We start from the raw sequence: 25,666 nt of genomic DNA on the forward strand, positions 1-25,666 counted from the left end.
ATGACCCTTTCTCGTCGCACTGCGCTGGGCTTGATCGGCGCGACCGTACCACTGGCCACCGTGCCAAGCCGCTTGGCGGCCACGCCCCCGCTGGACCATGAACCCACGGTTCCCGGTCTGCCTGCGGGAGGCAGGCCCAGGATCTACGATACCGTTGGGCTGGAATGGGTGATGGACATCCTGCCCTTCTGCAGCGAACCGGAATTGATGGGCCCCAAGGAGGATCAGACCACGGCCGACGGCGATCGCAACGAGGTCTGGCCGATCATTGGCGGGACCTTTCGGGGACGCGGCATTCAAGGCACAGTCATTGCCGGGGGCGGCGACTTTCCGGTGGTGCGCCCGGACGGGGTGGTTATCGTCGATGCGCTGTATCGGCTCAAGACGGATGACGGTTATGAAGTCATCATCCACAACAAGGGGCTTGGGTATAGCGAGAGCAAATACCGCCTCCTGCCCACTTTCAATGTGTCCGGTAAAAAATATGCCTGGCTGCGCGAATCCGCCTTTGTCGCCACCTTGACCTATCCGGTCCCACCGGAGGTCAAAGCGCCCGATCTGGGACCGAAAGCCAATGGTCGCCTGATTCAGGTGTTCCGCCTGACCTAATACATCGACTGAATTCCCGGCGCAAAAGCATCATGGAATGTGGAGAGCCCGACCACCATTCCCTCATGATGCTTTTGTCCTGCCGGTTGCCAACTGGCCTCCCTGTGCGAGGCAGCTGGAACGCCAGAACCAATCGCTAAGGGAAATGGCACTCCTGCTTCCCGTTGAACTGGTTGCCAAGTGACCAAGCTGCGCTCGCCGGGCGGGAATCCGGTTTCGTGTCGGCTCCTTCAAATTTCGGTTTCCAGGGCCTATTCAGCTTTGAGCACCGTGAGCGCAGTTTCAACCCGACGCGTGATGCTCATCTTGATGCCGTCACGCTTGGGCACCGCCCGTCATAAGGGTATGCGCTCACCCACTTGCCGCTCAGCGCGGCAGCACCCTCAGCAGGATGCGGGCACCGGCCGTCGGCGGCACACGGCCATCGAGCAGCGCATTCTGATTGATCATCTGGCCATAAAATTCACTGGTCCGCCCACCATCCACGCCAACATTGCTGGCTTCGATCGTCGCACCTGCATAGGCGCCCTTGGTGTTGGTGAGCAGAACCACATCGGCGCGGCCAAGGTTGGCCTGGTCTGCGGTCGAGTAGGTCACCACCGAAAGGCCAGCGTTCGCGGTCAGCGCGAATTTATTGTCGCGGCGGAAAGCATTGACGGCCTTCTGGTTCATCAGCAGGAAGATCAAGGATCCGCCCTCGCCGCCGATCTGCAGCCCGGCGCTCAGGCCGCCGAAGTTGAAGAATGCGGGCGAGGTCCAGTTCGTGCCATGGCGCACCGTCACAACGCCGGCGCCGCCCTTGCCCCCGATGATAAAGCCGGCCTTACCGTATTCCGGCACGATATACATGCCACGCGCATGGCGCATGATGCCGGCCTTGCCCTGATCGCGCTGAAACTCGACCGCGACCGAGGCGGCCTTGTCGACCAGCTTTTGCGGGCCATGCGCCTGGTCGCTGTTCGCGCTGGGTGCGCGCGCCCGCGCCAGCGCCGGACCAACCAGTGCCAGAGTCGCCATGGCGGCGCAGCCAAGGATGGTCGCTGTGATCGATCGCTTCGTCATGATGGGTACGTCCTTGCAGGTCTGGAGCTTGCGGTCTGCCACGGCAGTCAGCCCGGCCTCATTCCAAATCAAGAGGCATGGGTGTTGTTCCTTAATGCTTTGACCAAGGCGCCCGAACGCTCCCCACATAAAATCCTTCCTGCGATGCACCCATTCCCGATCAGGCACATTCTCCCAAACGGACACAGCTTCGGGAAAACCCTCATGGCCGCCAGATCACTGCCGTTCGAGACGCAGGAACCATCATCGAAGGGCCAGGCGAAGGCCGCGCTGCAATCCCTCAATTTCTTCATGGCCGATATGCAGGCAGGCATCGGCCCGTTTCTGGGGGTTTTTCTGCAGCAGCGTGGATGGACCTCCGGTCCCATCGGCACGGTGATGACCGCCGGGGGCGTGGCCGGCATGATCATGACGGTCCCCGCCGGCGCCTTCATCGACCATACCGAAAAAAAGCGGCTGGTGGTGATCGTCACCGGCATCTGCACCGTGCTGGCCTCCTTTCTCATCCTGTTTTCGCAATCGGCGCCGGTCGTGACCGTCAGCCAGATCGCCACGGCAATCGCCGGGGCGGCCATCGGCCCGGCAGTGACCGGTATGACGCTGGGCATCGTGCGGCAGAGCGGCTTCAACGCGCAAAACGGTCGCAATCAGGCCTGGAATCACACCGGCAATATGGTGGGAGCAGGCCTGTCGGGCTATCTGGGCTGGCGCTTTGGCATGGTGGCGATCTTCTACCTGGCCGCGGTCTTCGGCGTGCTGGCCATCGCCTCGGTTCTGGCGATCCCCGAGCGCGCCATCGACCATCGCGCTGCCCGTGGCCTGGAGGCAAAGGATGCCGGTGACGATCAGGCACAGGGCTTCCGCATGCTGCTCGGCAACCGCCCGATGCTGATCCTGGCGGCGGCGCTGGCCTGCTTCCATCTGGGCAATGGCGCCATGCTGCCGCTTTATGGGCTGGCGGTGGTGGGGGCGGGCAAAGGCGATCCGGCCATGTTCGTCGCACAGACCGTGGTGGTGGCGCAGGCGGTGATGATCGTCGCGGCCCTGCTGGCGATGCGCATGGCTGCCGGGCGCGGCTATTGGCTGGTTCTGCTGATCTCCTTTGCCGCCCTGCCGCTGCGGGGACTGCTGGCGGGCAGCGTCATCGAGAATTGGGGCGTCTGGCCGGTGCAGGCGCTCGACGGCGTGGGCGCCGGATTGCAGAGCGTGGCGGTACCGGGCCTGGTCGCCTGCCTGCTGGGCGGCACGGGGCGCGTCAACGTCGGGCAAGGCGCGGTGATGACGGTGCAGGGAATTGGGGCCGCGCTCAGCCCGGCGATTGGTGGCTGGCTGGCGCAGGAGCTGGGCTATCGCGTGGCCTTTTACGTGCTGGGCAGCTTTGCGGTGGTCAGTGTGGGGCTGTGGCTGGGCTTTGCCGGGATCTTGCGCCCGGCCTGCGGCGGCACGGACCAGCATTGATGGAGTGGGGCCCCGGCGCTGTCTGGCTGATCTGTGGCGTGGCCACCGCAGGGGTGATCGCGCGCCCCTTCCGCTGGCCCGAGGCGATCTGGGCGGCAGGCGGCGCGCTGCTGCTCGTACTGCTCGGGCTGATGCCAGTCGGGGCGGCGCTGGGCGCGATCGGCAAGGGGCTGGACGTCTACCTCTTCCTTATCGGGATGATGCTGCTGAGCGAAACCGCGCGCGAGCACGGGTTGTTCGACTGGGTGGCCGCCACCGCCGCCATCCACGCCAGAGGCAGCCCGGCGCGCCTGTTCCTGCTGGTCTATCTCGCCGGGATCGTCACCACCACCTTCCTGTCGAACGACGCCACCGCCGTGGTGCTGACCCCGGCTGTCTTTGCCGCAGCGCGCAAGGCAAGGGCCGATCCCCTGCCCGCGCTGTTCGCCTGCGCGCTGGTGGCCAATGCGGCCAGCTTTGTGCTGCCCATTTCCAACCCGGCCAATCTGGTGCTGTATGGCGGCGCGATGCCACCGCTGGGCCAATGGTTCGGCTCTTTCGCCCTGCCCTCGCTGGCTGCCATCGCCGTCACCTTCGCGATGCTCCGCTGGGCGGAACGGCGCAGGCTTGCGGGCCATTGTGCCAGCGACCTCACGCGCGAACCGCTCTCGCGCTGCGGCAAGGCGGCCATGGTCGGGATCGGCGCCACGGCGGTGCTGCTGATGGTCATGTCCGCCACCGACCGGCCCCTGGGCTGGCCGACCTGTCTTGCCGGTATGGCCACGGCGCTGGCGGTCTGCGGGATGGCACGGCAGTCACCGGCCAAGGTTGCGCGCTGCGTGGCCTGGGGCGTGTTGCCGCTGGTCGCCGGGCTGTTCGTGCTGGTCGAGGCTCTGGACCGCACTGGCGGCATCGCCCTTGTCGCCCGCGCCATGGGCCGCGCCTCGGCTGATCCGGCATGGGCTGCGGCGCTTTGCGGGACCGTCCTGGCTTTCGCGTCCAATCTGATGAACAACCTGCCTGCCGGGCTGATTGCCAGCATGGCGGCGATGCAGGCCCATCCGCCACGGCTGGTGGTCGATGCGCTGCTGATTGGTGTCGATCTGGGCCCGAACCTCTCGGTCACGGGTTCGCTCGCCACCATCCTCTGGCTACAGGCGATCCGTCGTGAGGGTGAGGATGTGGGCTTTTGGCCATTCCTGAAGACAGGCACCGTGACGATGATCCCGGCGCTTGCCACAGCTCTGGCGATACGGATCCTGATCGGTTGAGTTTGAGGGATCACCTCAGATGACCGGTCTCGTGCGCTGCCTGCCGTGAAGCGCCATCCAAGGCCGCCCCGCCCTTTCGGCTATGGATTGCGCTTGTATTTCCAGGCCTTCGTGGTTTTCGGTGGCGATCCGAGCTCTGGGTTCAGGCCTCACGATCCATGAGAGGCTGGCGAAGATCTGCCGTCCCACGCCGATAAGCCATGCCTGTCAATGCCGTCTCCTAGACCTCCCGCACACCCTCGCGCCACGGCACCAGCACATTGCTCTCTTAACGGATGACAGCCGGCGAGATATCTCGCCAGCTGGCCATCATGTCCTATCGCGATGTGTCTATCGCCACCACCGGCAGCTCAAGGGCGCTTGCCTGTGCCGGCGCGTGATAAATGCGGATCGTCGCCTTGCGGTAATCCTCCGGTTTGGCATCGAACATATTGGGCACGAAGCTTTGGGGATTGCGATCATACAGCGGGAACCAGCTGGACTGGATCTGCACCATGATGCGGTGCCCGGGCAGGAACACATGGTTCACATTGGGCAGCGTCAGGCGATAGGTCAGCGCCGCATTGGGCGTAATAGGCTTGGCCTGCGAAAAGCCCTCGCGATAGCGGCCACGCAAAATGTCCATCGCGATGGGCAGTTGATAGCCGCCCATCTCGGGCTTTTCGGGCACCTCGTCAGGATAGAGGTCAATCAGCTTGACCACGAAATCACCATCGCTGCCCGTGGTTGAAGCGACAAGATCGGCAACCGGCGCGCCCGCCAGCGCGAGCGGTGCCTCCAGCGGCTCGGTCTGGTATGTCAGCACGTCGGGCCGATCGGAAAAGGCGCGCTGATCATCGACCAGCCATTGCCGCCATGTCGATCCCGGCGCATCCGTGCCGCGAATGGGGCGCTGGCGATAGGGAATGGGCTTGGCCGGGTCGGAGATATAATCATCCGCTCCCTCGGCCGTTGGCGCGGCGAAGGACAGCGTACCATTCTCGCGCAGGTAGAGCTTGCGGCTCGGAGTGCCGCAACCGCTGTCGCAAGCCACCGGCCAGCTTGGCAGGCGCTGCCATTCATTCGTGCCGGTCTGGAAGGCGGTGACGGGCGCGATCTGCGCAGGCTGCCCGCCGCTCTTGAGATAGCCGTCGAGGAAAGGGATCAGCACATGCTGGCGAAACCATGTGCCCGTATCCGACTGGAACCGGATTGCGCCGAGGCTGTCTCCCGCCCCTGACCAGCCGCCATGCGCCCAGGGCCCCAGCGCCAGATGGTTAAGGTGGTTCGGATCATGTTTGCTGACCGCCTCGAAAGCCGCCACCGCGCCATACATATCCTCCTGATCCCACAGGCTGCCGATCCACAGGGTGGGGACGGTCTGCGGCTGTTTGGGAAGGATCGTCTCCAGTGCCTGCCCCTGCCAATAGGTGTCATAGGCGGGGTGATCGTGCAGGTCCCTCACGAAGGGGATCTGGTCGAGCCCGCGGCTCTTGACGAAGCCGCTGGCCGAACCGGCACGCAGGAAGGTGTCGTAATCGTCATAGGCGCTGCGCCACAGGTCGCCGGCGCTGCCGCGCGCCGTATCCTGGCCGAAATAATAATCATAGCCGGTCATCCGGAAGGCGCCGCCGTGAAAATCGTCGTCATTCATCCAGGTGTTGATGACCGGGTTCATCGGCGACGCAGCCTTGAGCGCGGGATGCGGATGAACCAGCGCCATCGCGGCCATCATCCCGTCATAGCTGGTGCCGATGATGCCGACGCGGCCATTGGCTTCCTTCACATGTTTGCTCAGCCAGTCGATCGTATCGAAGGCATCGGTGGCATGGTCCACTTTGGTGCCATTGAGCGGGCCGATCAGCGGGCGCTCGTTCACATACTCGCCCTTGGAGCCATATTTGCCGCGAATGTCTTCAACGGCAAGGATGTAACCGGCTGTCAGAAACTCGGCATAGGCTGGATTGACCAGCATGGCGCCGTGACTGCTTTCCTGGCGGCTGGTCATCTTCTCGGCGCCATAGGGCGTGCGGTCCAGAAGAATGGGCGCATCATGCGCGGCCTTGGGCACGATCAGCACCATATGCAGCGCCACGCCATCGCGCATCTTCACATCGACCTCGCGCCGATCGTAATCGAAGGTTGAGGTGACCGGCGTGAATTTGGCCGGGATACCGTTCGGCAAGGTCTGGGCATGGCCCACCGCCCCGAGCATCAACGCCACACTGCTCATCAGCAACCCGATGATACGCATAAATTCCATGTCCCTTTGCTATGCTGATCAGGTGGCACACCCCTGGCATTTCGAACAGGTCTTTGTTGGGAAGACATGGGCTCAGACCATGCAAGAAACCTGGCGGTGATCATCGCTTCCCATTGCAAACAGCCCTGCGCCTGGCGGACCAGAGGAGCGGGATGATGCGAGACTTGAAGGGAAAAGGCATGGCACCCGTCGATGGCGCGGCGGCCCGCCAGGGCATCGATCATGATGCGGCCCTCACTCCGCCCAAAGGAGTCCCGTGACTCTCCTGGAGAAATTCTCCAAGGTGGAAACCATGAGTGCCTGTTGAGCGTTCGACCCTCAGGCATCGTCTGCACGGTGCAGGCTGGAGACAAGTGACGTGCCGGATGTGACGATACCTGTTGAATTGGAAAATTTTTTCGAGAATTCGCCCATCGCCCTGACCCTGGCCTCACCTGCAGATGATACCCCGCTGGTTCTCATCAACCGCCGATTTCTCGAACTCACCGGCTATGCGCGGCAGGATCTGCTCCATCGCAATTGCCGGGTGCTGCAACGCGATGCCGACGACCGCGAGGCGCGTGCCAAACTGCGCGCTTTTCTTGCCGACGATACGATCGCCAATGTCCGCACACCCATCATCAATTTCAAGAAGAATGGCACGCCCTTCGTCAACCTGCTCTACATGTCGCGGCTGAGGGCACTGTCTGGCGAGACCCGCTTCATCTTCGCCTCGCAATTCGACATAAGCCGCGCCCAGCCCGAGCGCCTGCAGGCCTATGACCAGGATCTGGGCCAGACGCTGACCCGCCTCAGCCCTGTGGTGGCCGAAAGCGGCATCATCGTCGAGGGCACGCTGACCACCGTGGCCAACTCGGCCCATGCCATCGCCCAGGCCAAGCTGATCCTTGCCAATCTTGACGACAGTTCCATCCTGTGACCTCAACCGACACATGTGCAAAAGACGGTCAGGACGCTGAAACGCGCAGGGTGCCGATCGTGGGCATCGGCGCCTCGGCGGGCGGGCTTGAGGCCTTGCGCGACATGCTTGCGGCGGCCAGTCCGCCCACCAACATGGCCTTCGTCATCGTCCAGCACCTCGATCCCAATTACGAGAGCATGCTGGCCCAGTTGCTCGACCGCGCCGGACCGCTCGATGTGCTGCAATGCGAGGGCGGCGAGGCGCTGGAGCCCGATCATGTCTACATCATCCCGCCGGGCCGCGGGCTGGCGCTGCATGACGGCAAGCTGCAGCTGACCGATTTCGCGCAACCACGGGGTCTGCGCCGCCCCATCGACGATTTCTTCGTCTCGCTGGCCACCGACCAGCAGGCCAACTCTGCCTGCGTCATCCTCTCGGGCACCGGCGCCGATGGATCGACCGGGCTGCGCGCCATCAAGGAACATGGCGGGGTCTGCGTCGTGCAGGAGCCGGGCAGCGCCAAATATGACGGCATGCCGCTGGCGGCCGTAGGCACGGGGCTGGTCGATTACGTCAAGCAGCCAGGCGAGATCCTCGATTGCCTCGGCGCCTTCTTCGGGCGCAGCGCGGGCGATGCTCAGGAGGATGAGGCCGAACTCGTCGCCGATCATGTCGATGATCTGTGCCACACGCTGCGCGGGGCCATCGGCCACGATTTCTCGGGCTACAAGCGTTCGACGCTGATCCGCCGGGTCGAGCGGCGCATGCATGTGCTCAACATCGGCTCGGGCCGTGCCTATCTCCAGCGCGTGCGCTCCGATGCCGCAGAATGCGAGGCGCTGTTCCGCGACCTGCTCATCAACGTCACCCGCTTCTTCCGCGACCCCGAAATGTTCGAGGCCCTGCGCATCAAGGTGGTCGAGCCGCTGCTGCGCCAGAGCGATGGCGAAGATATCCGCGTGTGGATTCCGGGCTGCTCCAGCGGCGAGGAAGCCTACAGCATCGCCATGCTTTTCGCCGAAGCGGCGCGAGGGATGGATCTGGTCAATCCGGTCCAGATCTTCGCCAGCGACATCGACGAGCAGATGCTCAACATCGCCCGCGAAGGCAGCTATCCCGCCGCCGCGCTGGCCGACATTCCCGCCCCCTTGCGCGAACGCTGGACCATCCCCCACGGCGAGCGTTTCTCGATCTCGGGCCAGATCCGCGACCTGATCCGCTTCTCGAACCACAGTGTGGTGAAGGATCCGCCCTTCTCGCGCATCGATCTGGTGTCCTGCCGTAACCTGCTGATCTATTTCGATGACCGCTTGCAGCAATCGGTCATGCCGATCCTGCATTATGCGCTGCGCCCTGGCGGCTTCCTGTTTCTGGGCCCCTCGGAAAGCATCGGACGCTTCGACCACCTGTTCCCCGCCATCGATCACCACGCCCGCATCTTCGAGCGCAGCCCCGGCAGCCCTGCCTATCCCATCGATCTTCCCGGCGTCGAGCGCACCGCAAGGCGCCGCGATGACCCTGCCCGCCGCACCGCCGAGCGCAAACACGCCGATCCGGCCATCGCGGTCCAGCGTCTGGCCGAGCGCTACAGCCCGCCCTCGATGGTGGTCAATCTGGATGGCGCGGTGCTCTCCGCCTTCGGCAAGCTCAGCCGTTACTTCGACTTCCCGGTCACGCGGGCGGGCGGGTCGAATGCCATCTCGCTGGCCAAACCCGGGCTGCGCGACGTGCTGGGCACACTGATGCGGCAGGCGCGTGACAGCAACAAGCGCGTGGTCGCCCGCCAGATCGATGTCGTCACCGACTATGGCACCCAGCCCATCGAGGCGGTGTGCGAACCGCTGCCCGATGGCACGCTGCTGGTGGTGTTCCATGACCGCGGCGCCTTCCAGCCCTTCGAAGACCCCGATCTCACCGAGATCGAGAGCGGCGACGACCATATGGAGGCGCTGGAAGAGGAATTGCGCCTCACCCGCCACAAGCTGCGCACCGCGGTCGAGGAGCTGGAAACGGCCAATGAGGAGCTGAAAAGCTCCAACGAAGAAATGATGTCGATGAATGAGGAGCTGCAATCGACCAATGAGGAGCTTTCGACCGTCAATGACGAGTTGAAGAGCAAGGTCGACCAGCTCACCGTGGCCAATGCCGATCTGCGCAATTTCTTCGAATCCACCGAACTGGCCGTCATCGTGCTGGACAAGGCGCTGCGTATCCGCAGCTTCACCGATGCCGCCACGCGCATCTTCCCGCTCCAGCCCGCCGATCGCGGGCGCCTGCTGGCCGATGTCGCCAGCAAGCTGGAGGATGCCGACTATCTGGCCGATGCCCGCGCCGTGGCCGACAGCGGAGAGCAGATGCAGCGCCGCGTGCGCACGCGCGACGGCGCACGCACGCTGGCCCTGCGCGTGCTGCCCTATCGTACCCAGCATGGTACGGTGGATGGCGCCACGCTGGTGCTGACCGACATCACCGAAGCGCTCTCGATGGCGCGCGATCTGGCCGATGAGCGCGAGCGTCTGGGCCTGGCCATCAAGGCGGGCGGCATCGGCATCTGGGAATATTGCGCCGACACCCGAGAGCTGGTGCTGGATGCAACCAGCCGCACGATGCTGGGCCTGCCGGAGAATGGCGATCTCCATCTCGACGATGCACTGGACAAGATCGTTCCCGACGATCGCAGGCTCGTCAAGGATGGCCTGCGCATTGCGGCGGAGCGCAACGAGGATTTCGACGCCAGTTTCCGCCTTGAGACGCAAGACGGGCCGCGCCACATCAAGACCTTTGGCCGCCCCATCGCCGGATCACGCCCCAAGCGGCTGGTGGGCACCACCATCGATATGACAGAGGAATACACGGTCGCCGAAACCCGCGCGCTGATGCTGCGCGAGATGAACCACCGGGTGAAGAACCTCTTTGCCATCGTCAGCGCGATGATCTCGGCGGTGGGGCGCTCGCACAGCGATGTGCGCACCTACAGCGAGGATCTGCGCGAGCGGATCGCCGCGCTGGGCCGCGCCCATTCGCTCGCCGCGCCATCGGGAGACCAGCAGTCGATCCCGCTGCGTGACCTGCTGGACACCACGCTGGCCCCCTATCGCGAACATGCCCCCATTGAACTGAACGGTCCGGATTTGTTGATCGACCGCAACTGCCTGTCCTCCCTTGCGCTGATCTTCCATGAATGGACGACCAACGCCGCCAAATATGGCGTGCTTGACGGCAAGGATGGCACGCTGCGCGTCACATGGTCGCACACAGGCCATGGGATCCTGCTCGAATGGTCCGAAGAGAGCGATAGTCCTATCCATGTCAAGGAAGCCACCGGCTTCGGCACGGTTCTGGTCACCGCCTCGGCCCGGCAGATCAAGGCTGAATTAACCCGCCAGATCGACAGCCACCGTTTTTCCCTGACCATGCGTCTCCCTCTTTCGGTGATCCACACGTGACCAAAACCATCATGATTGTCGAGGATGAGCTGCTTGTTGCACTCGATGTCCAGGACATTGTCGAGGATGTGGGCCTCGCGGTCGACGGGCCTTATGAGACGGTGAGCAGCACGCTGGCCGCGCTGGATGAGACGCTGCCCGATTGCGCCATCCTCGATGTGCGCCTGCTGGACAATGAGGTCTTTCCCGCCGCCGACCGGCTGCGCGACGAAGGCATTCCGCTGATCTTCCATTCAGCCCATGCCGATGAAGCGCAGCTCAAGACGCGCTATCCCGCCGCGCAGATCTGCGCGAAACCCAGCTCACCCTCGGAACTGCGAAGGGCCTTGCACAGGGCCGTCGGCGGCGAGATCGGCTGAACTTTCGCCAAAGGATGGCGGGAAGACCATGGCTCGAACCGCCTTTTCCCGGCTGCTTATGACTTATATCGAGAACACGGAATCGGTTTGAATGGCTCATGTCCTGATCATTGAGGATGAGATCCTTATCGCGTTGGATCTTGCAGAGCAGCTTGAGGATCACGGTGCGTTCTCTTTCGCATTCGCGAGCTCGGAAGAACGGGCGCTCGCCGCTGCGAAGGAAAGACGGCCGGATGTGATCACCTGTGATGTCACCCTGGCTCAAGGTTTCGGTCCGCGGGCGATCAAGGCGATCCATGAAGAGGTGGGCCCGATCCCCACGATCTTCGTGACGGGAACACCCGATGACACGCTGATGGCCTATCAGCCCTGCGTGATCCTGCACAAGCCGGTTGACCAGACCGCTCTCGTCGAAGCCTTTCGAACGTTCAAGCGAGCCCGCTAAGCAGCACTCACGCAACAGATTGGTTGCTCCATCCGCAGATTTCTGCGAGGTTCAATGTGCTTAAAATTTGAAATAACCCGACCTTATTTACGTTTATACCGCCACCGGCTCGATCACCGTTTCGGACAAGGCGGCGCCTTTATGCTGAAGGAACAGGCGAAACTCGGGTTGCGTGATGGCCGCAGGCCGCACATCAAGCATCACGCGCCAGCGCTTTGCCGCGCCAACCACAGGATAAGCCGCCTGAGCCAGAACAGCGGCGGCAGGCAGGTTTGTCACCGCCGCAACCCCGCTTGAGCGGTCCAGCCCGGCAAGGCTTTCTCCCTCGAAATCGAACACCAGCTTATGCGTGTCCTGCCGCGCAGCCGCGCCGGGTATGCCGCCCGCGCCGTTCCATTGATCGACAAGGCGAGCGCCCGCAGCCGAAGATGGATCGTGCGACGTCCAGCGCAGCCGATAGCGCCATTCGTGATATCCGCCCGCGCGGGCCGGCGTATCGCTGACCCAGAAGGCGGTGACGTTGTCGGTGGTTTCGGAATCGGTCGGAAACTCATAGAGCATCACCGCGCCTGGCCCCCAATCGCCGATCGGCTCCACCCAGAGGCTGGGGCGCCGGTCATAGAAGGCGCCATCATCCTGATAGTCGGTGAAGCGGCGATCCCGCTGCATCAGGCCGAAGCCGCGCGGATTGGTGACGGAAAAGGCATTGGTGCGTGGATGGCGGGGGTTGCGCAGCGGGCGCCACAGATGCTCGCCATTGGCCGCAACGATGGCCAGACCATCGGAATCGTGAATTTCCGGGCGCCAGTCCGGCGTCCGGTCGGGTGAGGTCTGATCATACCAGAACATGCTGGAGGAAGGGGCGATGCCAAGCCGCTTGATGTCCTTGCGCATGGCAAAGACAGCCGTCACATCCTGCACCACTCCGTCGGGCCCGGTGCTGTTGTCAAAGCGCATGGCGCCCACCAGACTGGGCCCGTCGATCAGCCCATAGACGCGCATGGCGCTATCGCTCAGCGTCTCGATCCAGAACTCGGTGAAGGCCGGGAACTCTTCCTCGCTGGCCAGCGCCGTATCGACCGCGATCCCCCTTGCCGAGATGCCATATTGGTTCTGCGCGCCTGCGGTCCGGAAATAGGATGCGCCCATGAAGGACAGCCAGTCGCCCTCGGCGCGGGCGTTGAGCACGCGAAAACCGGCCGGTCTGGCCTCGGCACCCCCGGCGAACAAGCCTTTGCTCGACAGCAAAGGGCGCGCCTGTCCGCCCTGCAGGACATTCAGCTTCACAGGGGCGGGCGCATAGCGGTTGACCGGCAGCAGGCGGACCGTGCCCGTCAGCGGCGTCGCAGGGCCATAGATGAGCTTTCCTGCGGCATCGAAATCAATGTCATGCGCACCGGGCGTGGATGCCGCTGCCTCATAGGGTTTGGCCGCCAGCCTGCGCACAAGGGCCGTCAGCTCCTCCCAGGAAAAGCTTTGCGGCGGGCCAAAACGCGTGGGGGCGGTGTCGCCAACAGCGGCGGTCGCTATGCCCGCCAGTGACGCGAAGGACAGGCCTGCGATGCCGCCGCAAATGTCGCGGCGGGAAAAGGCGGACAAGGCAGATGGCCCGGCAGGGGCACCAGGGTCGATGCAGTCGTCGGGAACAGGGCTGGCCATGGTTCTTCTCCTGACAGATCACAGAAGAGATCGCCTGCGCGCAAGTTCCAGACCGGTGTCTGGGCATCCGCTTTGGCGTCACCATAACATCAGCTCAACGAAAGGCTGCGGAACCTCACCCTTTCAGCGCTGTTCGGAAACACAGCCTGTCCAGGCGCCGCTCCCGGTTTTCTGATGCATGGATTTCCAGCCAAGTCCGATGTCATGCATTCGAACCGACGATTGTTTCCCAAACCACGGCAAGTGCCCAACCGAGTCACGGATAGACCATGGTCACCTCCCCACAAGGGCCACCTTCACCCGCCAACCTTCGGATCGGCATTGTCGGCACCGGACCGACCGCGCTCTACACCCTTCAGGCTCTGCTCGAAAGCGATCAACCCTGCGACATCCATCTCTATGAGGCGGGAGAAAAAACCGGTCCGGGCGTCCCCTTCAGCACCGATCATGCCACCATGCCGATGCTGGCCAACATCGCCGGGATCGAGCTTCCGCCCTTGTGCGAAACGCTGAACGGCTGGGCCAAACGCCAGAGCATCGAACGCCTCGCCGCCTGGGGCATCGCGGATAGCGCGGATGACAATCGCGCATTTTTCCCGCGTCTGGTGCTGGGTGCCTATTTTGCCGACCAGTTCGATCTGCTGCTCGCCCATCATCTCGGACCACATAGGGTGACCGTCCATCGCTCCCACCGGGTCACCGATGTCGCGGCCTTCCCGGATGGGGTGCGCATCGCATGGGACACGAAGGGCAAGCAAGGCACAGATTGGCTGGACAGGCTGGTGATTGCCACCGGCTATGGTTCCCACGGCCCGGCCCAGCCGCCTCGCGCGCCTGCTGGCGCCGAGAACATCGGCCTCCTGGGCAGTTCACTGAGCGCGATCGATGCCGTGGTGACACTGGCTCTGCGGCATGGCGATTTCGTCGAGACCGCGCAAGGCCTGGCCTATCGGGGCGACACCGGCTGGCAGGTGACCATGCTCTCGCGCAGCGGCCTGCTGCCCGAGGCGGATTTCTGGTTTCCCTTTCCGCTCGAACCGCTCGATCTCTTCACCGATCGAGCGTTGGCGCAGGTGCTGCAAGGCTGCGATGGCGATCTGGACCGGATCTTCGCGCTGTTCGCCCGCCAACTGCGCGATCTCGATCCAGCCTATGCCGACAGCATCGATCTGGACAGCGCAACCGCCGATAGCTTTGCCGACCGCTATTTCGCCCAAAGGCGGAGCATCGATCCCTTCCTCCACGCACGTGTCAATCTCGCCGAAGCGCGCAGCAGCCATCGCCAGCGCCGCACTCAGGGCTGGCGCTATGCCATTTTGCGGATGCATGAGCCCTTTGGCCGCATCGTTCCTCGGCTGTCGCCCACAGACCTCAAGCGGTTCGAAACCGGCATCAAGCGCTGCTTCACAGACAATTATGCGGCCGTGCCCCATCTTTCCATCGACCGCCTGCTGGCCTTGCAGGAGGCGGGCAGGCTGCAGATCGAAAGGCTCGGCCCGAGCTATGGTCTGAGCGACCGGGGCGACCAGGGCTGGCAAATCCAGATTGGCGAGCGCTCGCTGCAATTTGACAGCCTGATCGACGCGCGCGGGCAGCAACCGCTGGGGCTGGATCTCTTCCCCTTTCCCACCTTGCGGCTGCAACTCTGTGCCCGGGCCAGAGACCAGGGGCTGGACTGGAATGACGGGCTTCCTCCCAGCGAGGATCTGGTGATCGTCCCTGACGATCCCGCGCTCGGGCGCGTTCACTGCCTTGCGCTCCCCTTTCTGCTCAAGCGACACCCCTTTGTTCAGGGCCTGTGCGAAAGCGCCGCCATGGGACGAAGCACGGCAACGGCCCTGCTGCGGACCACTGACCAGAAGCCGGACCTGCCCGAGGACACGAGGCGGCAGGTCAGCCATTATCTCGCCACGCTGGACACCACCTGCCCCGTCTATTGCGGCGACGAAGCGGCAATTCGCGCGATCCATCTGCCAAAGAGGCCGGTGGTGGAGCCGGTTGCATAAACGCTCTGCCACCCTGAACCGGGAGGGCTATGCCGGATATGGCCCGGCCACGGCGGGGCAAAGGCGCGGCGCAGCCCATCAGGCGTCGCTGAAACGCAACGCCTCATCTGAAGCCCCTGTTTATTGCGCGACGAGCGGAGCATGCATTGCAGGCACAGCGATCGATCGACGGGGCAGACCATGACCCAAGACAACACCAGTGCCGAGGGATTTCACGATCCGCATTTCCCGCCGATGCGCATCATCGGATCGGATGAAGCGGGCCTGTCCGTGGCCCGGCAAGCCTATCTCAGGGCGATGCGGGCCGGTGTCGCCGAAACCCGCAAGCAGGGCGGCGAACCGGATTACGATGTTCTGGCCGAAGTAGCCTCCGATATTGCGCAAGAAGCCTATGATGCCTTTGCGGGCCGATAACAGCCCTGCCTGAGGCTTGTCAGGCCGCTGATCTGTTCGTACCTCAGCATCAGTCTGCCGGCGTTTCGCTTTCGACAGTTGTCTCGCTCCCGGTATCATCGCGGCTGGCATTGCGCCGTTCTGAGATCATATCATTGGGCTCATCGGGCGCCATATCGCTGTCACCGGGGCGATGCGGGGGCAGGTGATGGCCCTCCTGCCCGGCTTCGGAGAAGGGCTTGGCCTCCTCCCCCGCCCGGCCTTGCCGCGCATCGGCATCATTGGCCTGCTGGGCATCCACCCGGATCGTGGACGATCCTTCCTGCTGCTCCACAGGCTTCACAAGATGTTCGGCGGGCCCAACCGAGGTGTCACTCATGATCTCTCTCCTGTCAGAGGCAATGATCGGCGGGAGTCCGATGTTCCGCCCGCGCCCTCAGCGCAGCTTGCGCGAAGCCCATATGATCGCGGCCATACGCCGGGCAGCCTTCAGGGGCGCTTCGCGCTCACCCGCCAGACGGCGTTGCCCACATCGTCGGCCACCAGCAACGCGCCACGCGTGTCCATCGCCACGCCCACCGGGCGGCCATGCACCGTGTTGTTACGGTCGAGGAAGCCCGTCAGCACATCCACCGGCTTGGCGACCGGCCGCCCATTGGCAAATCCGACAAACACCACGCGATAACCGTTGAAGGGATCGCGATCCCAACTGCCATGCTCACCCACGAAGGCGCCGTTGCGCATCGTGTCAGGCAGCAGGGCGCCATTGTTGGCAAAGGCCAGTCCCAGCGGCGCGACATGCGATCCCAGCGCATAATCGGGCACCAGCGCGCTCGCCACCAGATCGGGCCGTGTCGGCTTCACGCGCGGATCGACATGCCTGCCGTAATAGCTGTAGGGCCAGCCATAAAAGCCCCCGGGCCGCAGCGAGGTGATGTAGTCGGGCACCAGATTGGGGCCGAGTTCGTCGCGCTCATTGACGGCGGCCCAGACGGCATGGCTCTGCGGCTCGATGGCCACGGCAGCGGGGTTGCGCAGGCCCCCGGCATAGAGCTTCCAGGCGCCGCTCGCCCGGTCGATTTCCCAGACAGCGGCGCGGTTCAGCTCGGCGCCAATGCCGTTTTCGGTGATGTTGCTGTTCGATCCCACACCGACATAAAGCTTGCTGCCATCCGGGCTGGCGACAAGGCTCTTGGTCCAGTGATGGTTGATCGGCCCGCCGGGCAGATCGACCAGCTTCTGGCCCGGCGCGGTGATCCGCGTGTCTCCGGTGACATAGGGAAAGCGGATCAGCGCATCGGCATTGGCGACATAGAGATCGTTGCCCACCAGCGCCACGCCGAAGGGCGAGTTGAGCTTATCGAGAAACACACTGCGCTGCTCATACTTGCCATCGCCATCGGCGTCGCGCAGCAGGGTGATGCGGTTGGCGGACTTGGCCTTGGCCCCCGCCGAGCCCTGCACCAGTCCCATAATGATCTCCTTGGGGCGGAAGACCGGTGCCTGCGGACCGTTGCTTTCCACCACCAGCACATCGCCGTTTGGCAGAGGATAGACCTGTCGCGGATGCTCCAGCCCTGTGGCCAGCGCCTGCACCTGCAGGCCCGGCGCAGGCGTGGGCATGGCATTGCCCCAGGGCATCACCTTGCCCACCTTCATCGGCGGCATCAGATATTGCTGCTGATCGGGCAGTTGCGGGTTGGGGCCGGTCTGCGCATCGGGGCTGGCGGCGGGCCCATCGCAAGCGGAGAGAGCCAGCAGCGCGGCGAAGGAAAGCGCGCGCTTCACCGACCGAACTCCAACGCCTGCATGGTCTGTCGCGTGCCCAGCCAGCTGGTCACCAGCACCAACACGGCAGTCAGCAGCGAGAGCAGAATGCCCCAGGGCATCACCGAGGTATAGGCATCGCGGCTGTGCACAAAGGCGTTGAGCAGCGCCAGCAGCATCACCAGCCCATTGCCCAGCCCGTGCCACCACCCCGCCCGTGGCCGCCGCATCCGCCGGCTGCTGAAGAAATCGACCAGCCCGGCAATCCCGGTCAGCACGCCCATCACCAGTCCGGCCACGATCAGCCAGGCCGAGAAATTGGCCCATTGCATCTCATAGCTCGCCAGATAGGCCCAGTCGGTCAGAAAAGCGCCGGTAAAGCAGGCGATGGGATAGGCCGAGAGGATCACATGCAGCGGATAGCTGGCCGGAAAAACCGGGCCGATCGCCTCGGGGCGACGGGCTTGAGGAAAGGCGGGATCAGGGGCGGTTGCCACAGGCGCGTTCCTTTTTTGACGATGCGGGGCCGCTTGGCCACCCGGCCTGATCGGGCCGTTCTTTCCGATACAGTCCGGCCGCGGGGATGTTCCGCCGCCGCTGGCGCCCGTTATCCATCGAAGCGGCGGATTTTTGCGACGAAAAGCACGCGCCCTTCCCTGCTCTGGCGCGTTTCCCCTGCGCCACACCGGCAACAGGAGCATGTCATGGCCAATCTCGACCAGATCAAGGAACATATGGACATCATCGGCGCCGACGGCGTGCATGTCGGCACGGTCGACCGGATCGAGGGCGACCGCATCAAGCTGACCAAGGCCGAGAGCGGGTCGCACAGCGGGCACCATCACTATATTTCCGGCGGGCTGGTGGCCGAGGTCGAGGGGGACACGGTGCGCCTTTCGGCCAACGCCGATGTCGCCGTGACCTTCGAGGAAGAAAAGGATGGCGAGGGCATCTAAGCCCGACCGTTGGGAATTGGATGGCCGTGGGGCGATGTCTTGGCCCCGCGGCCATCCGCCTATGCAGGCCTATTCCGCTTCCAGCCCGCGCGGCACGATGGTCAATTGCTGCACCACCGTGCACCTTGGCTGGGTCAGCAGATCATGCACGCCCGCCGCGATGCCCTTGCGCCCGTGAAGGCTGGTGCGCCGCGTATGCGCATCGGAGAGATCGATGGTGGCCATGGGGCTCCTTGACAGGGGTTTCTCTTCGGGAATGGCCGCCTGGTCCTGGTGTTTCACGCCGGTCACCGCTGCATCAGGGAACCTCGGGCCTGCCTGTCTCTTCGCAACAGGAAGACGTTTCCCCCGCCCGGATCACTGTGCTCCACGGATTGCCGCGCCGGGCCAGCTTATGAAAGTTGCCTTCCATGGATCTATCTTGTGACGTCGCCATCATCGGCGCCGGCACCGCAGGCCTGTCCGCCGAGCGCAGCGCCCGCCGAGCCGGGGCGCGCGCGCTCATCATCGATCCTGCGTTTTCCGGCACGACCTGCGCCAATGTCGGCTGCATGCCCTCCAAGCTGCTGATCGCGGCGGCGGATGCAGCCTATGCGGTGCGGCAGGCGCCGTTGTTCGGCATTGCCGCCAGCGCGCAGGTCAGCGGCCATGGCGTGATGCAGCGCCTGCGCCGCGAGCGCGACCGCTTCGCCGAAGCCACGCGCGAGGAGATCGCCAAAATCCCCGCCAGCAGCATGTTGCGCGGCACAGCCCGCTTCGCCGATGCGCGCACGCTGCTGATCGACGATGGCACCCGCGTCACGGCCACAGCCATCGTGATCGCCACCGGCTCGCGACCGGCCATGCCTGAGAGTTTCGCCGCGCTGGGCGATCTGGCGCTGACCAATGAGACGCTGTTCGAACTGGAGACCCTGCCCGAAACGCTGGCGGTGATCGGCGCCGGGCCGCTGGGGCTGGAACTGGCGCAGGCCATGGCCCGGCTGCGCGTCAAGGTGACCTTGCTGGATGAGGGCACCAGGCTGGCCGGTCTGGAGGACAAGGCGATCGCCAACCGCTTGAGCGATGTGCTGCGGCAGGAGATGGCGGTGGTCAATGGCGTCAAGATCACGGCGCGGATCAGCGAGGGCAAGGCCCGTTTGCGCTGGACGGGCCGCACATCGGGCGAAGGCCTGTTCGACAAGGTGCTGGTGGCAACGGGCCGCCCGCCCGCGCTCGATGGCCTCGATCTGGGCACGACCGGGTTGGCGCTCGACAAGCATGGCGTGCCCGTCTTCGACCCCGCCACGGCGCAATGCGGCGAGAGCGCGATCTTTATCGCCGGCGATGCCGATGCCGAGCGTTCGGTGCTTCATGAGGCTTCGACGCAGGGAGCCATCGCCGGTTACAATGCGGCGCGCTTTCCCGATGTGACGCCGGGCCGCCACAATATTCCCTTCTCGATCATGTTCACCGATCCCGCTCTGGCCAAGGTCGGGCAGATTCAGGGCGAGGATCTCGTCGTCGGCACCGCCGATTACAGCGATCAGGGGCGGGCGCGGATCGAAGCCAAGGCGGTGGGGCTGGCCCATCTTCACGCGGATCGCGCCAGCGGGAAGCTGCTGGGCGCGATCCTGCTGTGCCCCGGGGCGGAGCATCTGGCGCATCTGCTGGCCTGGTCCATCGAGAGTGGATTCACCGCCAGCGCTTTGCTGGAACGCCCCTTCTATCACCCCACGCTGGAAGAAGGGCTGAAGCCTGCGCTGCGCATGATCTGCAAGGCGGTGGGCAACGAGGCGCCGGGCCGCAGCGATGAAGGGCATCCCTCCGGCGGCTGATGGCCGGATATTTCAAGCTTCGGGAAGGGAAAGAGCATGACCGAGACGATCACGCGCCTGTTCGATACCCCCGCCCTCGCCCGACAAGCCGCCGGCGAGCTGGAGCGGGTGGGGGTGCTGCGCGAGGCGATCAGCATCATCGCGCCGGGGCCGGAACTGCATGGCCGGGATGCTCTGCTTGCTGCCCTCACGCGCGCGGGTATCGATCCGCAAGAGGCGCAGCCCCTTGCCGAGGCCGTGCATCGCGGCGGTGCCGTGATCCGCGTCAATGTGGCTCAGGACCGGCTGGCGGAGGCCTGTGCCGCGCTGGACAGCGTGCCCTTCATCACCCTTCAGCCCAAGCGCGCATCCTATCAAATCAGCGGAACAAGCCCCGCCGCCGATGACGCCACGCCGCCCGATGAGCAGGCCATCAGCCATGATCGGGCCCGGTAGAAGCCGCTAATCCAGCATCTCCGGACGAAAAAGCCCGCGGCGGCTGATCACCTTGCCCGAAACCATAAAGCTGCCATCGCCCCGGTAATGCAGGGTCTCGGGATGTTTCGGCGTGGGGGCGACATGCGCCTTCACCACCTCGAAGACAAAGAAGTTGAGGCTATCGACCAGCGCCGCTTCATGCAGGCGGCATTCAAAGCAGGCGTGGCATTCGGCAATCAGGGGCGCTGCCACCCTGTCGGCCTTGAGCGGCGTCAGGCCGAAATGGGCAAATTTGTCGATCTGCGCGCCTGTCGTGTTGCCGATGCCCACCACAATGTCGGTCAGGGCGGTGGTCGGCAGGTTGATGACGCATTCTGCGCTGTCGCGGATCAGCGAAAAGCTGTGATTGCCCGCCGAGATCATCAGACCAACCAGCGAGGGCGAAAACTCCAGCACCGTATGCCAGCCCAGCGTCATGACATTGCGCTGCTCGCCCAGCGCCGAGGAAACCAGCACGATTGGCCCGGGCTCAAGATAGCGCCGCACCTGACTGACCGGGAAGTCCTTCTTGACCGGATGTTTCAACGCCCACTTCCCCCAGTTTCGGTTGCTGATGGATCGTGTGAAGCCGGGGATGGGTCCGGACAGGCCCTTCTTTTATCGACCCCACAAACGGGGCGGGCAAAGCCGATCACATCAACATAAATCAGCGTAATTTCGGGCCACTTCCGCAATCCCTTGCTGTCTATCTCCGGTGCCAAGGCCCCGGAACTGCGCAACCTGCAGGTCGACCATCTGGAGCTGATGCGGCGGCAAGAAAGGGGGGCTTCACCCTTCCCGCTTCACGATATATAAAATCCATAAAAATCAGCGAAAAAACCATGACAACACCTTCAATTCCATGATTTTTCTTGCAGACGCACACCAAAACCCGGGCCAAAACCCCGGCGAAATCGTTGTCACGAAAGGCATCGCAAACCGTCCCGGGCTATCAAAGGACACACATGAACCAGCCGACCGCAAACCCCGGCCATCACACCCCGCAAGGCCGCCTGCTGCCCATGGTGATCGGCGCTACCGGCGTGGTGTTCGGCGATATCGGCACCAGCCCGCTCTACACGATGAAGACGGTGCTGCAGCTGGGCGGCGGCAGGGTGGATGCGGTGTCGGTGCTGGGCGTGCTCTCGCTGCTGTTCTGGACCCTGGTGATCGTTGCCACCGTCAAATATGTCACCATCGCCATGCGGATCGACAATGATGGCGAGGGCGGCATTCTCGCCCTGATGGCGCTGCTGGGCACCAAAACGCACAAGCGCCCCGCCATCGTCGCGCTCGGGCTTTTCGGCGCGGCGCTGATCTATGGCGACGGGGCGATCACCCCGGCGATTTCCGTGCTGTCCGCGCTGGAAGGGCTGAAATCCGCCACGCCTGCCATCGCGCCTCACATCCTGTTGCTGGCCGTCGGCATCCTGCTGGTGCTGTTTCTGCTCCAACCGCTGGGCACGGCGCGGATCGGCCATGCCTTCGGCCCGGTGATGCTGCTGTGGTTCGCCACCATCGCCGTGCTGGGGCTGGCCAGCCTGATCCACCATCCCGGCGTGCTGTCCGCGATCAATCCGTTGCATGGGCTGCGCTATCTGCTCGGTCATGGCTGGCAGGGTTTCATGCTGCTGGGCGGCGTGTTCCTCTGCGTCACCGGGGCCGAGGCGCTCTATGCCGATATGAGCCATTTCGGTGCTGGGCCGATCCGCCTCGCGTGGAGCTGGCTGATCTTCCCCAGCCTGATCCTCAACTATGCGGGGCAGGCCGCGCTGCTGCTCGATGGGCAGCCGGTGGGCGATAACATCTTCTACGCCCTGTGCCCCCCGTCCCTGCTGCTGCCGTTGATCGTGCTGGCCACGCTGGCCACCATCATTGCCAGCCAGTCGATCATCACCGGCGCCTTTTCCATGACGCGGCAGGCGATCCAGCTGGGCTGGCTGCCGCGCGTCACCATCCGCCAGACCTCGGCGGAGGGCTATGGGCAGATCTATGTCGGCTCGGTCAACTGGTTGCTGGCGCTGGCGACCATCGGCATCACCCTCTATTTCCGCCATTCGGACAATCTGGCCGCCGCCTATGGCATCGCCGTCTCGATGACGATGCTGATGACCACCGCCCTGCTCTATCTGGCGATGTGCGAGATCTGGGGCTGGTCGCGGTTGCGCGCGGGCGCCGTCGCGGGCCTGCTGCTGCTGGTCGATGGCAGCTTCTTCGCGGCCAATTCGGTCAAGCTGCTGGAGGGCGGCTATGTGCCGCTGCTGCTGGCCGCTCTGGTCTATCTGGTGATGTGGCTCTGGCATGGCGGGATCGGCGCCATGCGCGAGGCGGTGCACCACGGCGCGAAGCCGCTGGCCGAACTGGACGCCATGCTGGCAAAGCCCGGCATCGCCCGCGTGTCCGGCACGGCGGTGTTTCTCACCCATACCACGCAGGATATTCCGCCCATCCTGTTGTGGCACGTCCGCCAGAACCGGGTGCTGCGCGAGCATGTGATCATCCTGCGCGTCGAGATCGCGCAGGTGCCCTGGGTCAGCCGGGAGGAGGGCATGACCATCGAGCGCCTCGCCCCCGCCATGTGGCGCATCTCCGCGCTCTATGGCTTTATGGAGAGCCCCGATGCGCCCGACACCATCGCCCGCTGCCCCGAAGAGATCAGGCCCGCCGACCCCGGCGATGTGACCTATTATATCGAGCATGGCTCCCCCGTCCCGCGCGAGGACAGGCCGCGGCTGGCGGCATGGCGGCGGCGGCCCTTCACCTTCATGGCCCGCAACAGCGACCGGATCAGCCGCCACCTGAACCTGCCGCCCGAGCAGACGGTGGAGATCGAACGCGCCGTGGCGATCTGAATGCATTGTCGGGAAGGATCATCCCGGGCCTCACGCCGTTACGCATGTGCCACGCAGCTGTCTCCCGGGTAAACGTTCGCTTCCGCTTCCGTTCACAGCCCGGGGCGCTTGATGCGTTCCATCGATGCCGATCCTGCGGAGCAGACTGCCATGTCCTTACGCAATCCTCGCCTTGCCCCCGCCGCCCTGACCAGCGTGCTGTCGCTCGCGCTGGTGCTTGGGGGTTGCCAGAAGGCCCCGGACGGCGCTGCCAGTGCGGACAGCGCCATGGCCGCGCCCGCCCTGCCCGCCACGCTGCCGATGACAAACGCCCCGGCCCAGCAGGTGACGCTTGCCCCTGCGGCCACCGCCCTGCCCCGCGCCCAACCGCTGCGCACCGTGCGCGTTGCCGACCCGCGATCGGCCTATGCCTATGCTGATCAGGCCAGTTACGTCTCGCAATCGCTGGGCGAGGCGCCGCCCGATTACAGCTTCAGCTACGACAATGTGAGCCCCTGGGCATGGCAGGGCTATGACGGCTCACGCACCTTCGTCGAGCCGGTCGCGGGCGGCTATCGCACCTATTACTATCGCGCCGGGGCCGAGCAGCCCTATTTCGTTCGCGATCCCGACTATGGCTATGGCTATGATGGCGACCAGCTTGCGGCGATCTACGGGCCGGACGGGGCGCTGATCCCCTATGACAGCTACGGCCCGCGGGAGGCCTATGCGGCGGCCTATCTCTGGCGCGCACGACGCATGTACGAAGCCTCGCGCGAGAGGCAGGCCATCTCCGCCGCGGACTGGGCAGCGCGGCAAAATTCGATCATCGCGGCCCGCGAACAATGGGCTGCCAACCGCGACCGACAAGCGGACTGGGCTGCCTATCACGCGCAGGAAGCGGCGCAGGAAAGCCGCTATTGGGCCCAGGAAGCCCAGCGCCGCGCGGAAGACCAGCAGCGCTTCGACCAGTGGCATGAGCAGGATTTCCGCACCCCGCCACCCCCGCGCGCAATCCCGCCACACTGGCAACAGGCAAACTGGGCGCAGGACAGCGCGCGCTATGCCCCCGTCGTGGCAGCGGCAGTGGCTGGGGGCGCGGCGGCTGCGCTGCTGGCACGCCATCATCAGAATGCGGCCCCACAGCACCCGCCCATGCCGCCACAGCCCGTGGCCCAACCCGCGCGCCCCGCACCCGCGCCACCCGCAGTTCGGCCCGAGCGGCAGATGCAGCCTGGTCCCATGCCCCATGCTCCCTGGCAGGGGCACGTAAACCGCCCCCCTGCTCCCCACGAGCAAACCCCGGCCATCCATCACAGCCCCGTTCCGCCGCAGCCGCCGAGAGCCATGGCGCCCCAGCGTCCCAACAGTCCGCGGCCTGAAGCGCGAGTTCCGGGGGCTGAGGTGCACCAAGCCAGGCATGCCTTCCCTCCCATGAGGCCGCCCGAACCGAGCGTCACGGTCCACAGAGGCAATCAAGGCATCCCGCAAGAGCATCCTGTTGCGCCGCGCGTGCCGATCCATGGCGGGGCACCTTCCGCGCCCATGACACATCCTGCCCGTCCACCTGAGACTCGTCCGGCACCCGCCATGATGCCGAGCCCCGCGCCAGCGCCACAGCCACAGCACCATGAGGGCGGCGGGCAGCAGGGCGGCGCTCACCCCGAAGGTAGGCATGCTGGGGGCGGGGAACACCATGGCCACCCCTGATTGAGGAATAGCCTGCGCTGACAAAGTTGCCCTTAAACACCCCAAATCGGCTCCCTGAAACCTACCGGCCGTTCAGAAATTTCCGGTGACGGGCGATCTTGCTCTTCAATTGCCCGGCCTGTCTCGACGATCCTTCGCTCTGTTGAAGCTTGAATGCGATCCATGGGCAGGCAGGCAACGATTGCCTCCGTCGCGTATTAAAAGACCATAAAACACGATCGAGGATGACCATGGCCCAGCCTTTTCCAGCATACTCCTCGATCCCTGCCCACCATCGTTTGGTCCCTGCAGCATGAACCTCT

23 protein-coding genes are annotated in these 25,666 nt (G+C 64.5%); 14 read left to right on the forward strand and 9 right to left on the reverse strand.

The features are described from left to right. Complete coding sequence (locus SR3_RS18910; protein ID WP_068089812.1) at window positions 1–609, forward strand: DUF3237 domain-containing protein; 609 nt, start codon at window positions 1–3, stop codon at window positions 607–609. A 366-nt stretch (window positions 610–975) separates the two neighbouring features. On the opposite strand, the gene SR3_RS18915 is transcribed toward SR3_RS18910, so the two are convergent. After that, window positions 976–1,839: a lipid-binding SYLF domain-containing protein gene (locus SR3_RS18915; protein WP_157098966.1), complete on the reverse strand. Its 864-nt coding sequence runs from the start codon at window positions 1,837–1,839 to the stop codon at window positions 976–978. A gap of 36 nt (window positions 1,840–1,875) precedes the next feature. Between SR3_RS18915 and SR3_RS18920 the strand changes: the two genes are divergently transcribed. Further along, window positions 1,876–3,129, forward strand: coding sequence for an MFS transporter (locus SR3_RS18920; RefSeq protein WP_068089816.1), 1,254 nt, complete (start codon window positions 1,876–1,878; stop codon window positions 3,127–3,129). Continuing rightward, the gene (locus tag SR3_RS18925; RefSeq protein ID WP_068089818.1) at window positions 3,129–4,379 is read left to right on the forward strand and encodes an arsenic transporter; all 1,251 of its coding nucleotides are present in this window, start codon (window positions 3,129–3,131) and stop codon (window positions 4,377–4,379) included. The genes SR3_RS18920 and SR3_RS18925 overlap by 1 nt, the downstream gene beginning before the upstream one ends. A 316-nt stretch (window positions 4,380–4,695) precedes the next feature. Here SR3_RS18925 and SR3_RS18930 read toward each other — a convergent pair whose 3' ends face one another. After that, window positions 4,696–6,621 (reverse strand): CocE/NonD family hydrolase, encoded by a 1,926-nt coding sequence (locus SR3_RS18930; RefSeq protein ID WP_068089820.1) that lies wholly within the window; start codon window positions 6,619–6,621, stop codon window positions 4,696–4,698. A gap of 385 nt (window positions 6,622–7,006) precedes the next feature. On the opposite strand from SR3_RS18930, the gene SR3_RS18935 reads away from it, so the two are divergent. The 4 genes from SR3_RS18935 to SR3_RS18950 all read left to right on the forward strand — a co-directional run bounded on the left by SR3_RS18935 (window position 7,007) and on the right by SR3_RS18950 (window position 11,772). Further along, on the forward strand, window positions 7,007–7,540 hold the full coding sequence (locus SR3_RS18935) for a PAS domain-containing protein (RefSeq protein WP_245653989.1): 534 nt from the start codon (window positions 7,007–7,009) through the stop codon (window positions 7,538–7,540). A 50-nt stretch (window positions 7,541–7,590) separates the two neighbouring features. Next, complete coding sequence (locus tag SR3_RS18940; protein WP_068089823.1) at window positions 7,591–10,968, forward strand: chemotaxis protein CheB; 3,378 nt, start codon at window positions 7,591–7,593, stop codon at window positions 10,966–10,968. Next, window positions 10,965–11,327, forward strand: a complete 363-nt coding sequence (locus SR3_RS18945; RefSeq protein WP_084455713.1) for a response regulator — start codon at window positions 10,965–10,967, stop codon at window positions 11,325–11,327. The genes SR3_RS18940 and SR3_RS18945 overlap by 4 nt, the downstream gene beginning before the upstream one ends. A 91-nt stretch (window positions 11,328–11,418) precedes the next feature. After that, complete coding sequence (locus SR3_RS18950; RefSeq protein WP_068089825.1) at window positions 11,419–11,772, forward strand: response regulator; 354 nt, start codon at window positions 11,419–11,421, stop codon at window positions 11,770–11,772. Between the two features lie 93 nt (window positions 11,773–11,865). Here SR3_RS18950 and SR3_RS18955 read toward each other — a convergent pair whose 3' ends face one another. After that, a complete protein-coding gene (locus SR3_RS18955) occupies window positions 11,866–13,431 on the reverse strand; it encodes a glucan biosynthesis protein (RefSeq protein WP_084455714.1) in 1,566 nt (521 codons plus the stop codon). Window positions 13,432–13,700: 269 nt separating this feature from the next. Between SR3_RS18955 and SR3_RS18960 the strand changes: the two genes are divergently transcribed. Then, on the forward strand, window positions 13,701–15,437 hold the full coding sequence (locus SR3_RS18960; RefSeq protein WP_068089829.1) for an FAD/NAD(P)-binding protein: 1,737 nt from the start codon (window positions 13,701–13,703) through the stop codon (window positions 15,435–15,437). 180 nt (window positions 15,438–15,617) lie between these two features. Further along, window positions 15,618–15,851: a hypothetical protein gene (locus SR3_RS18965; RefSeq protein ID WP_068089830.1), complete on the forward strand. Its 234-nt coding sequence runs from the start codon at window positions 15,618–15,620 to the stop codon at window positions 15,849–15,851. A 49-nt stretch (window positions 15,852–15,900) separates the two neighbouring features. Here the strand turns inward: SR3_RS18965 and SR3_RS18970 are convergent, their stop codons facing one another. The 3 genes from SR3_RS18970 to SR3_RS32220 form a co-directional block, all read right to left on the reverse strand. After that, on the reverse strand, window positions 15,901–16,209 hold the full coding sequence (locus tag SR3_RS18970) for a hypothetical protein (protein WP_068089831.1): 309 nt from the start codon (window positions 16,207–16,209) through the stop codon (window positions 15,901–15,903). 110 nt (window positions 16,210–16,319) lie between these two features. Continuing rightward, entirely contained in the window at window positions 16,320–17,618 is a 1,299-nt protein-coding gene (locus SR3_RS18975) for a PQQ-dependent sugar dehydrogenase (protein ID WP_068089833.1), read from the reverse strand. Continuing rightward, on the reverse strand, window positions 17,615–18,094 hold the full coding sequence (locus SR3_RS32220) for a DUF2231 domain-containing protein (protein WP_068089835.1): 480 nt from the start codon (window positions 18,092–18,094) through the stop codon (window positions 17,615–17,617). The genes SR3_RS18975 and SR3_RS32220 overlap by 4 nt, the downstream gene beginning before the upstream one ends. A gap of 207 nt (window positions 18,095–18,301) precedes the next feature. Here SR3_RS32220 and SR3_RS18985 point away from each other — a divergent pair, with 207 nt between their 5' ends. Further along, window positions 18,302–18,553, forward strand: a complete 252-nt coding sequence (locus SR3_RS18985; RefSeq protein WP_068089836.1) for a DUF2171 domain-containing protein — start codon at window positions 18,302–18,304, stop codon at window positions 18,551–18,553. A 69-nt stretch (window positions 18,554–18,622) separates the two neighbouring features. Here SR3_RS18985 and SR3_RS32100 read toward each other — a convergent pair whose 3' ends face one another. Then, the gene (locus SR3_RS32100; protein ID WP_174549166.1) at window positions 18,623–18,778 is read right to left on the reverse strand and encodes a hypothetical protein; all 156 of its coding nucleotides are present in this window, start codon (window positions 18,776–18,778) and stop codon (window positions 18,623–18,625) included. Window positions 18,779–18,963: 185 nt separating this feature from the next. On the opposite strand from SR3_RS32100, the gene SR3_RS18990 reads away from it, so the two are divergent. Beyond that, entirely contained in the window at window positions 18,964–20,367 is a 1,404-nt protein-coding gene (locus SR3_RS18990) for a dihydrolipoyl dehydrogenase (RefSeq protein ID WP_068089840.1), read from the forward strand. Window positions 20,368–20,403: 36 nt separating this feature from the next. Continuing rightward, window positions 20,404–20,802 carry a hypothetical protein gene (locus tag SR3_RS18995; RefSeq protein WP_068089842.1) on the forward strand — a complete coding sequence of 133 codons (399 nt, stop codon included), beginning with the start codon at window positions 20,404–20,406 and terminating at the stop codon, window positions 20,800–20,802. 6 nt (window positions 20,803–20,808) lie between these two features. Here SR3_RS18995 and SR3_RS19000 read toward each other — a convergent pair whose 3' ends face one another. After that, window positions 20,809–21,369, reverse strand: coding sequence for a flavin reductase family protein (locus SR3_RS19000; protein ID WP_068089844.1), 561 nt, complete (start codon window positions 21,367–21,369; stop codon window positions 20,809–20,811). Between the two features lie 419 nt (window positions 21,370–21,788). On the opposite strand from SR3_RS19000, the gene SR3_RS19005 reads away from it, so the two are divergent. Together SR3_RS19005 and SR3_RS19010 are read left to right on the forward strand one after the other, a co-directional pair. Beyond that, the gene (locus SR3_RS19005) at window positions 21,789–23,675 is read left to right on the forward strand and encodes a potassium transporter Kup (RefSeq protein WP_068089846.1); all 1,887 of its coding nucleotides are present in this window, start codon (window positions 21,789–21,791) and stop codon (window positions 23,673–23,675) included. Window positions 23,676–23,786: 111 nt separating this feature from the next. Next, a complete protein-coding gene (locus SR3_RS19010; protein WP_068089848.1) occupies window positions 23,787–25,364 on the forward strand; it encodes a hypothetical protein in 1,578 nt (525 codons plus the stop codon). A 61-nt stretch (window positions 25,365–25,425) separates the two neighbouring features. Here SR3_RS19010 and SR3_RS32225 read toward each other — a convergent pair. Beyond that, the coding region (locus tag SR3_RS32225; RefSeq protein WP_218018850.1) for a hypothetical protein at window positions 25,426–25,666 on the reverse strand (241 nt) is incomplete at its 5' end.

The organism is Novosphingobium rosa NBRC 15208, from assembly GCF_001598555.1.
GTDB lineage: Bacteria > Pseudomonadota > Alphaproteobacteria > Sphingomonadales > Sphingomonadaceae > Novosphingobium > Novosphingobium rosa.

What these genes read in the sequence shown, in the direction of transcription:
- SR3_RS18910 (WP_068089812.1), top strand. Translation starts at nt 1, where the DNA reads ATGACCCTTTCTCGTCGCACTGCGCTGGGCTTGATCGGCGCGACCGTA.
- SR3_RS18920 (WP_068089816.1), top strand. Translation starts at nt 1,876, where the DNA reads ATGGCCGCCAGATCACTGCCGTTCGAGACGCAGGAACCATCATCGAAG.
- SR3_RS18925 (WP_068089818.1), top strand. Translation starts at nt 3,129, where the DNA reads ATGGAGTGGGGCCCCGGCGCTGTCTGGCTGATCTGTGGCGTGGCCACC.
- SR3_RS18930 (WP_068089820.1), bottom strand. Translation starts at nt 6,621, where the DNA reads ATGGAATTTATGCGTATCATCGGGTTGCTGATGAGCAGTGTGGCGTTG.
- SR3_RS18950 (WP_068089825.1), top strand. Translation starts at nt 11,419, where the DNA reads ATGGCTCATGTCCTGATCATTGAGGATGAGATCCTTATCGCGTTGGAT.
- SR3_RS18955 (WP_084455714.1), bottom strand. Translation starts at nt 13,431, where the DNA reads ATGGCCAGCCCTGTTCCCGACGACTGCATCGACCCTGGTGCCCCTGCC.
- SR3_RS18960 (WP_068089829.1), top strand. Translation starts at nt 13,701, where the DNA reads ATGGTCACCTCCCCACAAGGGCCACCTTCACCCGCCAACCTTCGGATC.
- SR3_RS18965 (WP_068089830.1), top strand. Translation starts at nt 15,618, where the DNA reads ATGACCCAAGACAACACCAGTGCCGAGGGATTTCACGATCCGCATTTC.
- SR3_RS18970 (WP_068089831.1), bottom strand. Translation starts at nt 16,209, where the DNA reads ATGAGTGACACCTCGGTTGGGCCCGCCGAACATCTTGTGAAGCCTGTG.
- SR3_RS18985 (WP_068089836.1), top strand. Translation starts at nt 18,302, where the DNA reads ATGGCCAATCTCGACCAGATCAAGGAACATATGGACATCATCGGCGCC.
- SR3_RS32100 (WP_174549166.1), bottom strand. Translation starts at nt 18,778, where the DNA reads ATGGCCACCATCGATCTCTCCGATGCGCATACGCGGCGCACCAGCCTT.
- SR3_RS18990 (WP_068089840.1), top strand. Translation starts at nt 18,964, where the DNA reads ATGGATCTATCTTGTGACGTCGCCATCATCGGCGCCGGCACCGCAGGC.
- SR3_RS18995 (WP_068089842.1), top strand. Translation starts at nt 20,404, where the DNA reads ATGACCGAGACGATCACGCGCCTGTTCGATACCCCCGCCCTCGCCCGA.
- SR3_RS19005 (WP_068089846.1), top strand. Translation starts at nt 21,789, where the DNA reads ATGAACCAGCCGACCGCAAACCCCGGCCATCACACCCCGCAAGGCCGC.
- SR3_RS19010 (WP_068089848.1), top strand. Translation starts at nt 23,787, where the DNA reads ATGCGTTCCATCGATGCCGATCCTGCGGAGCAGACTGCCATGTCCTTA.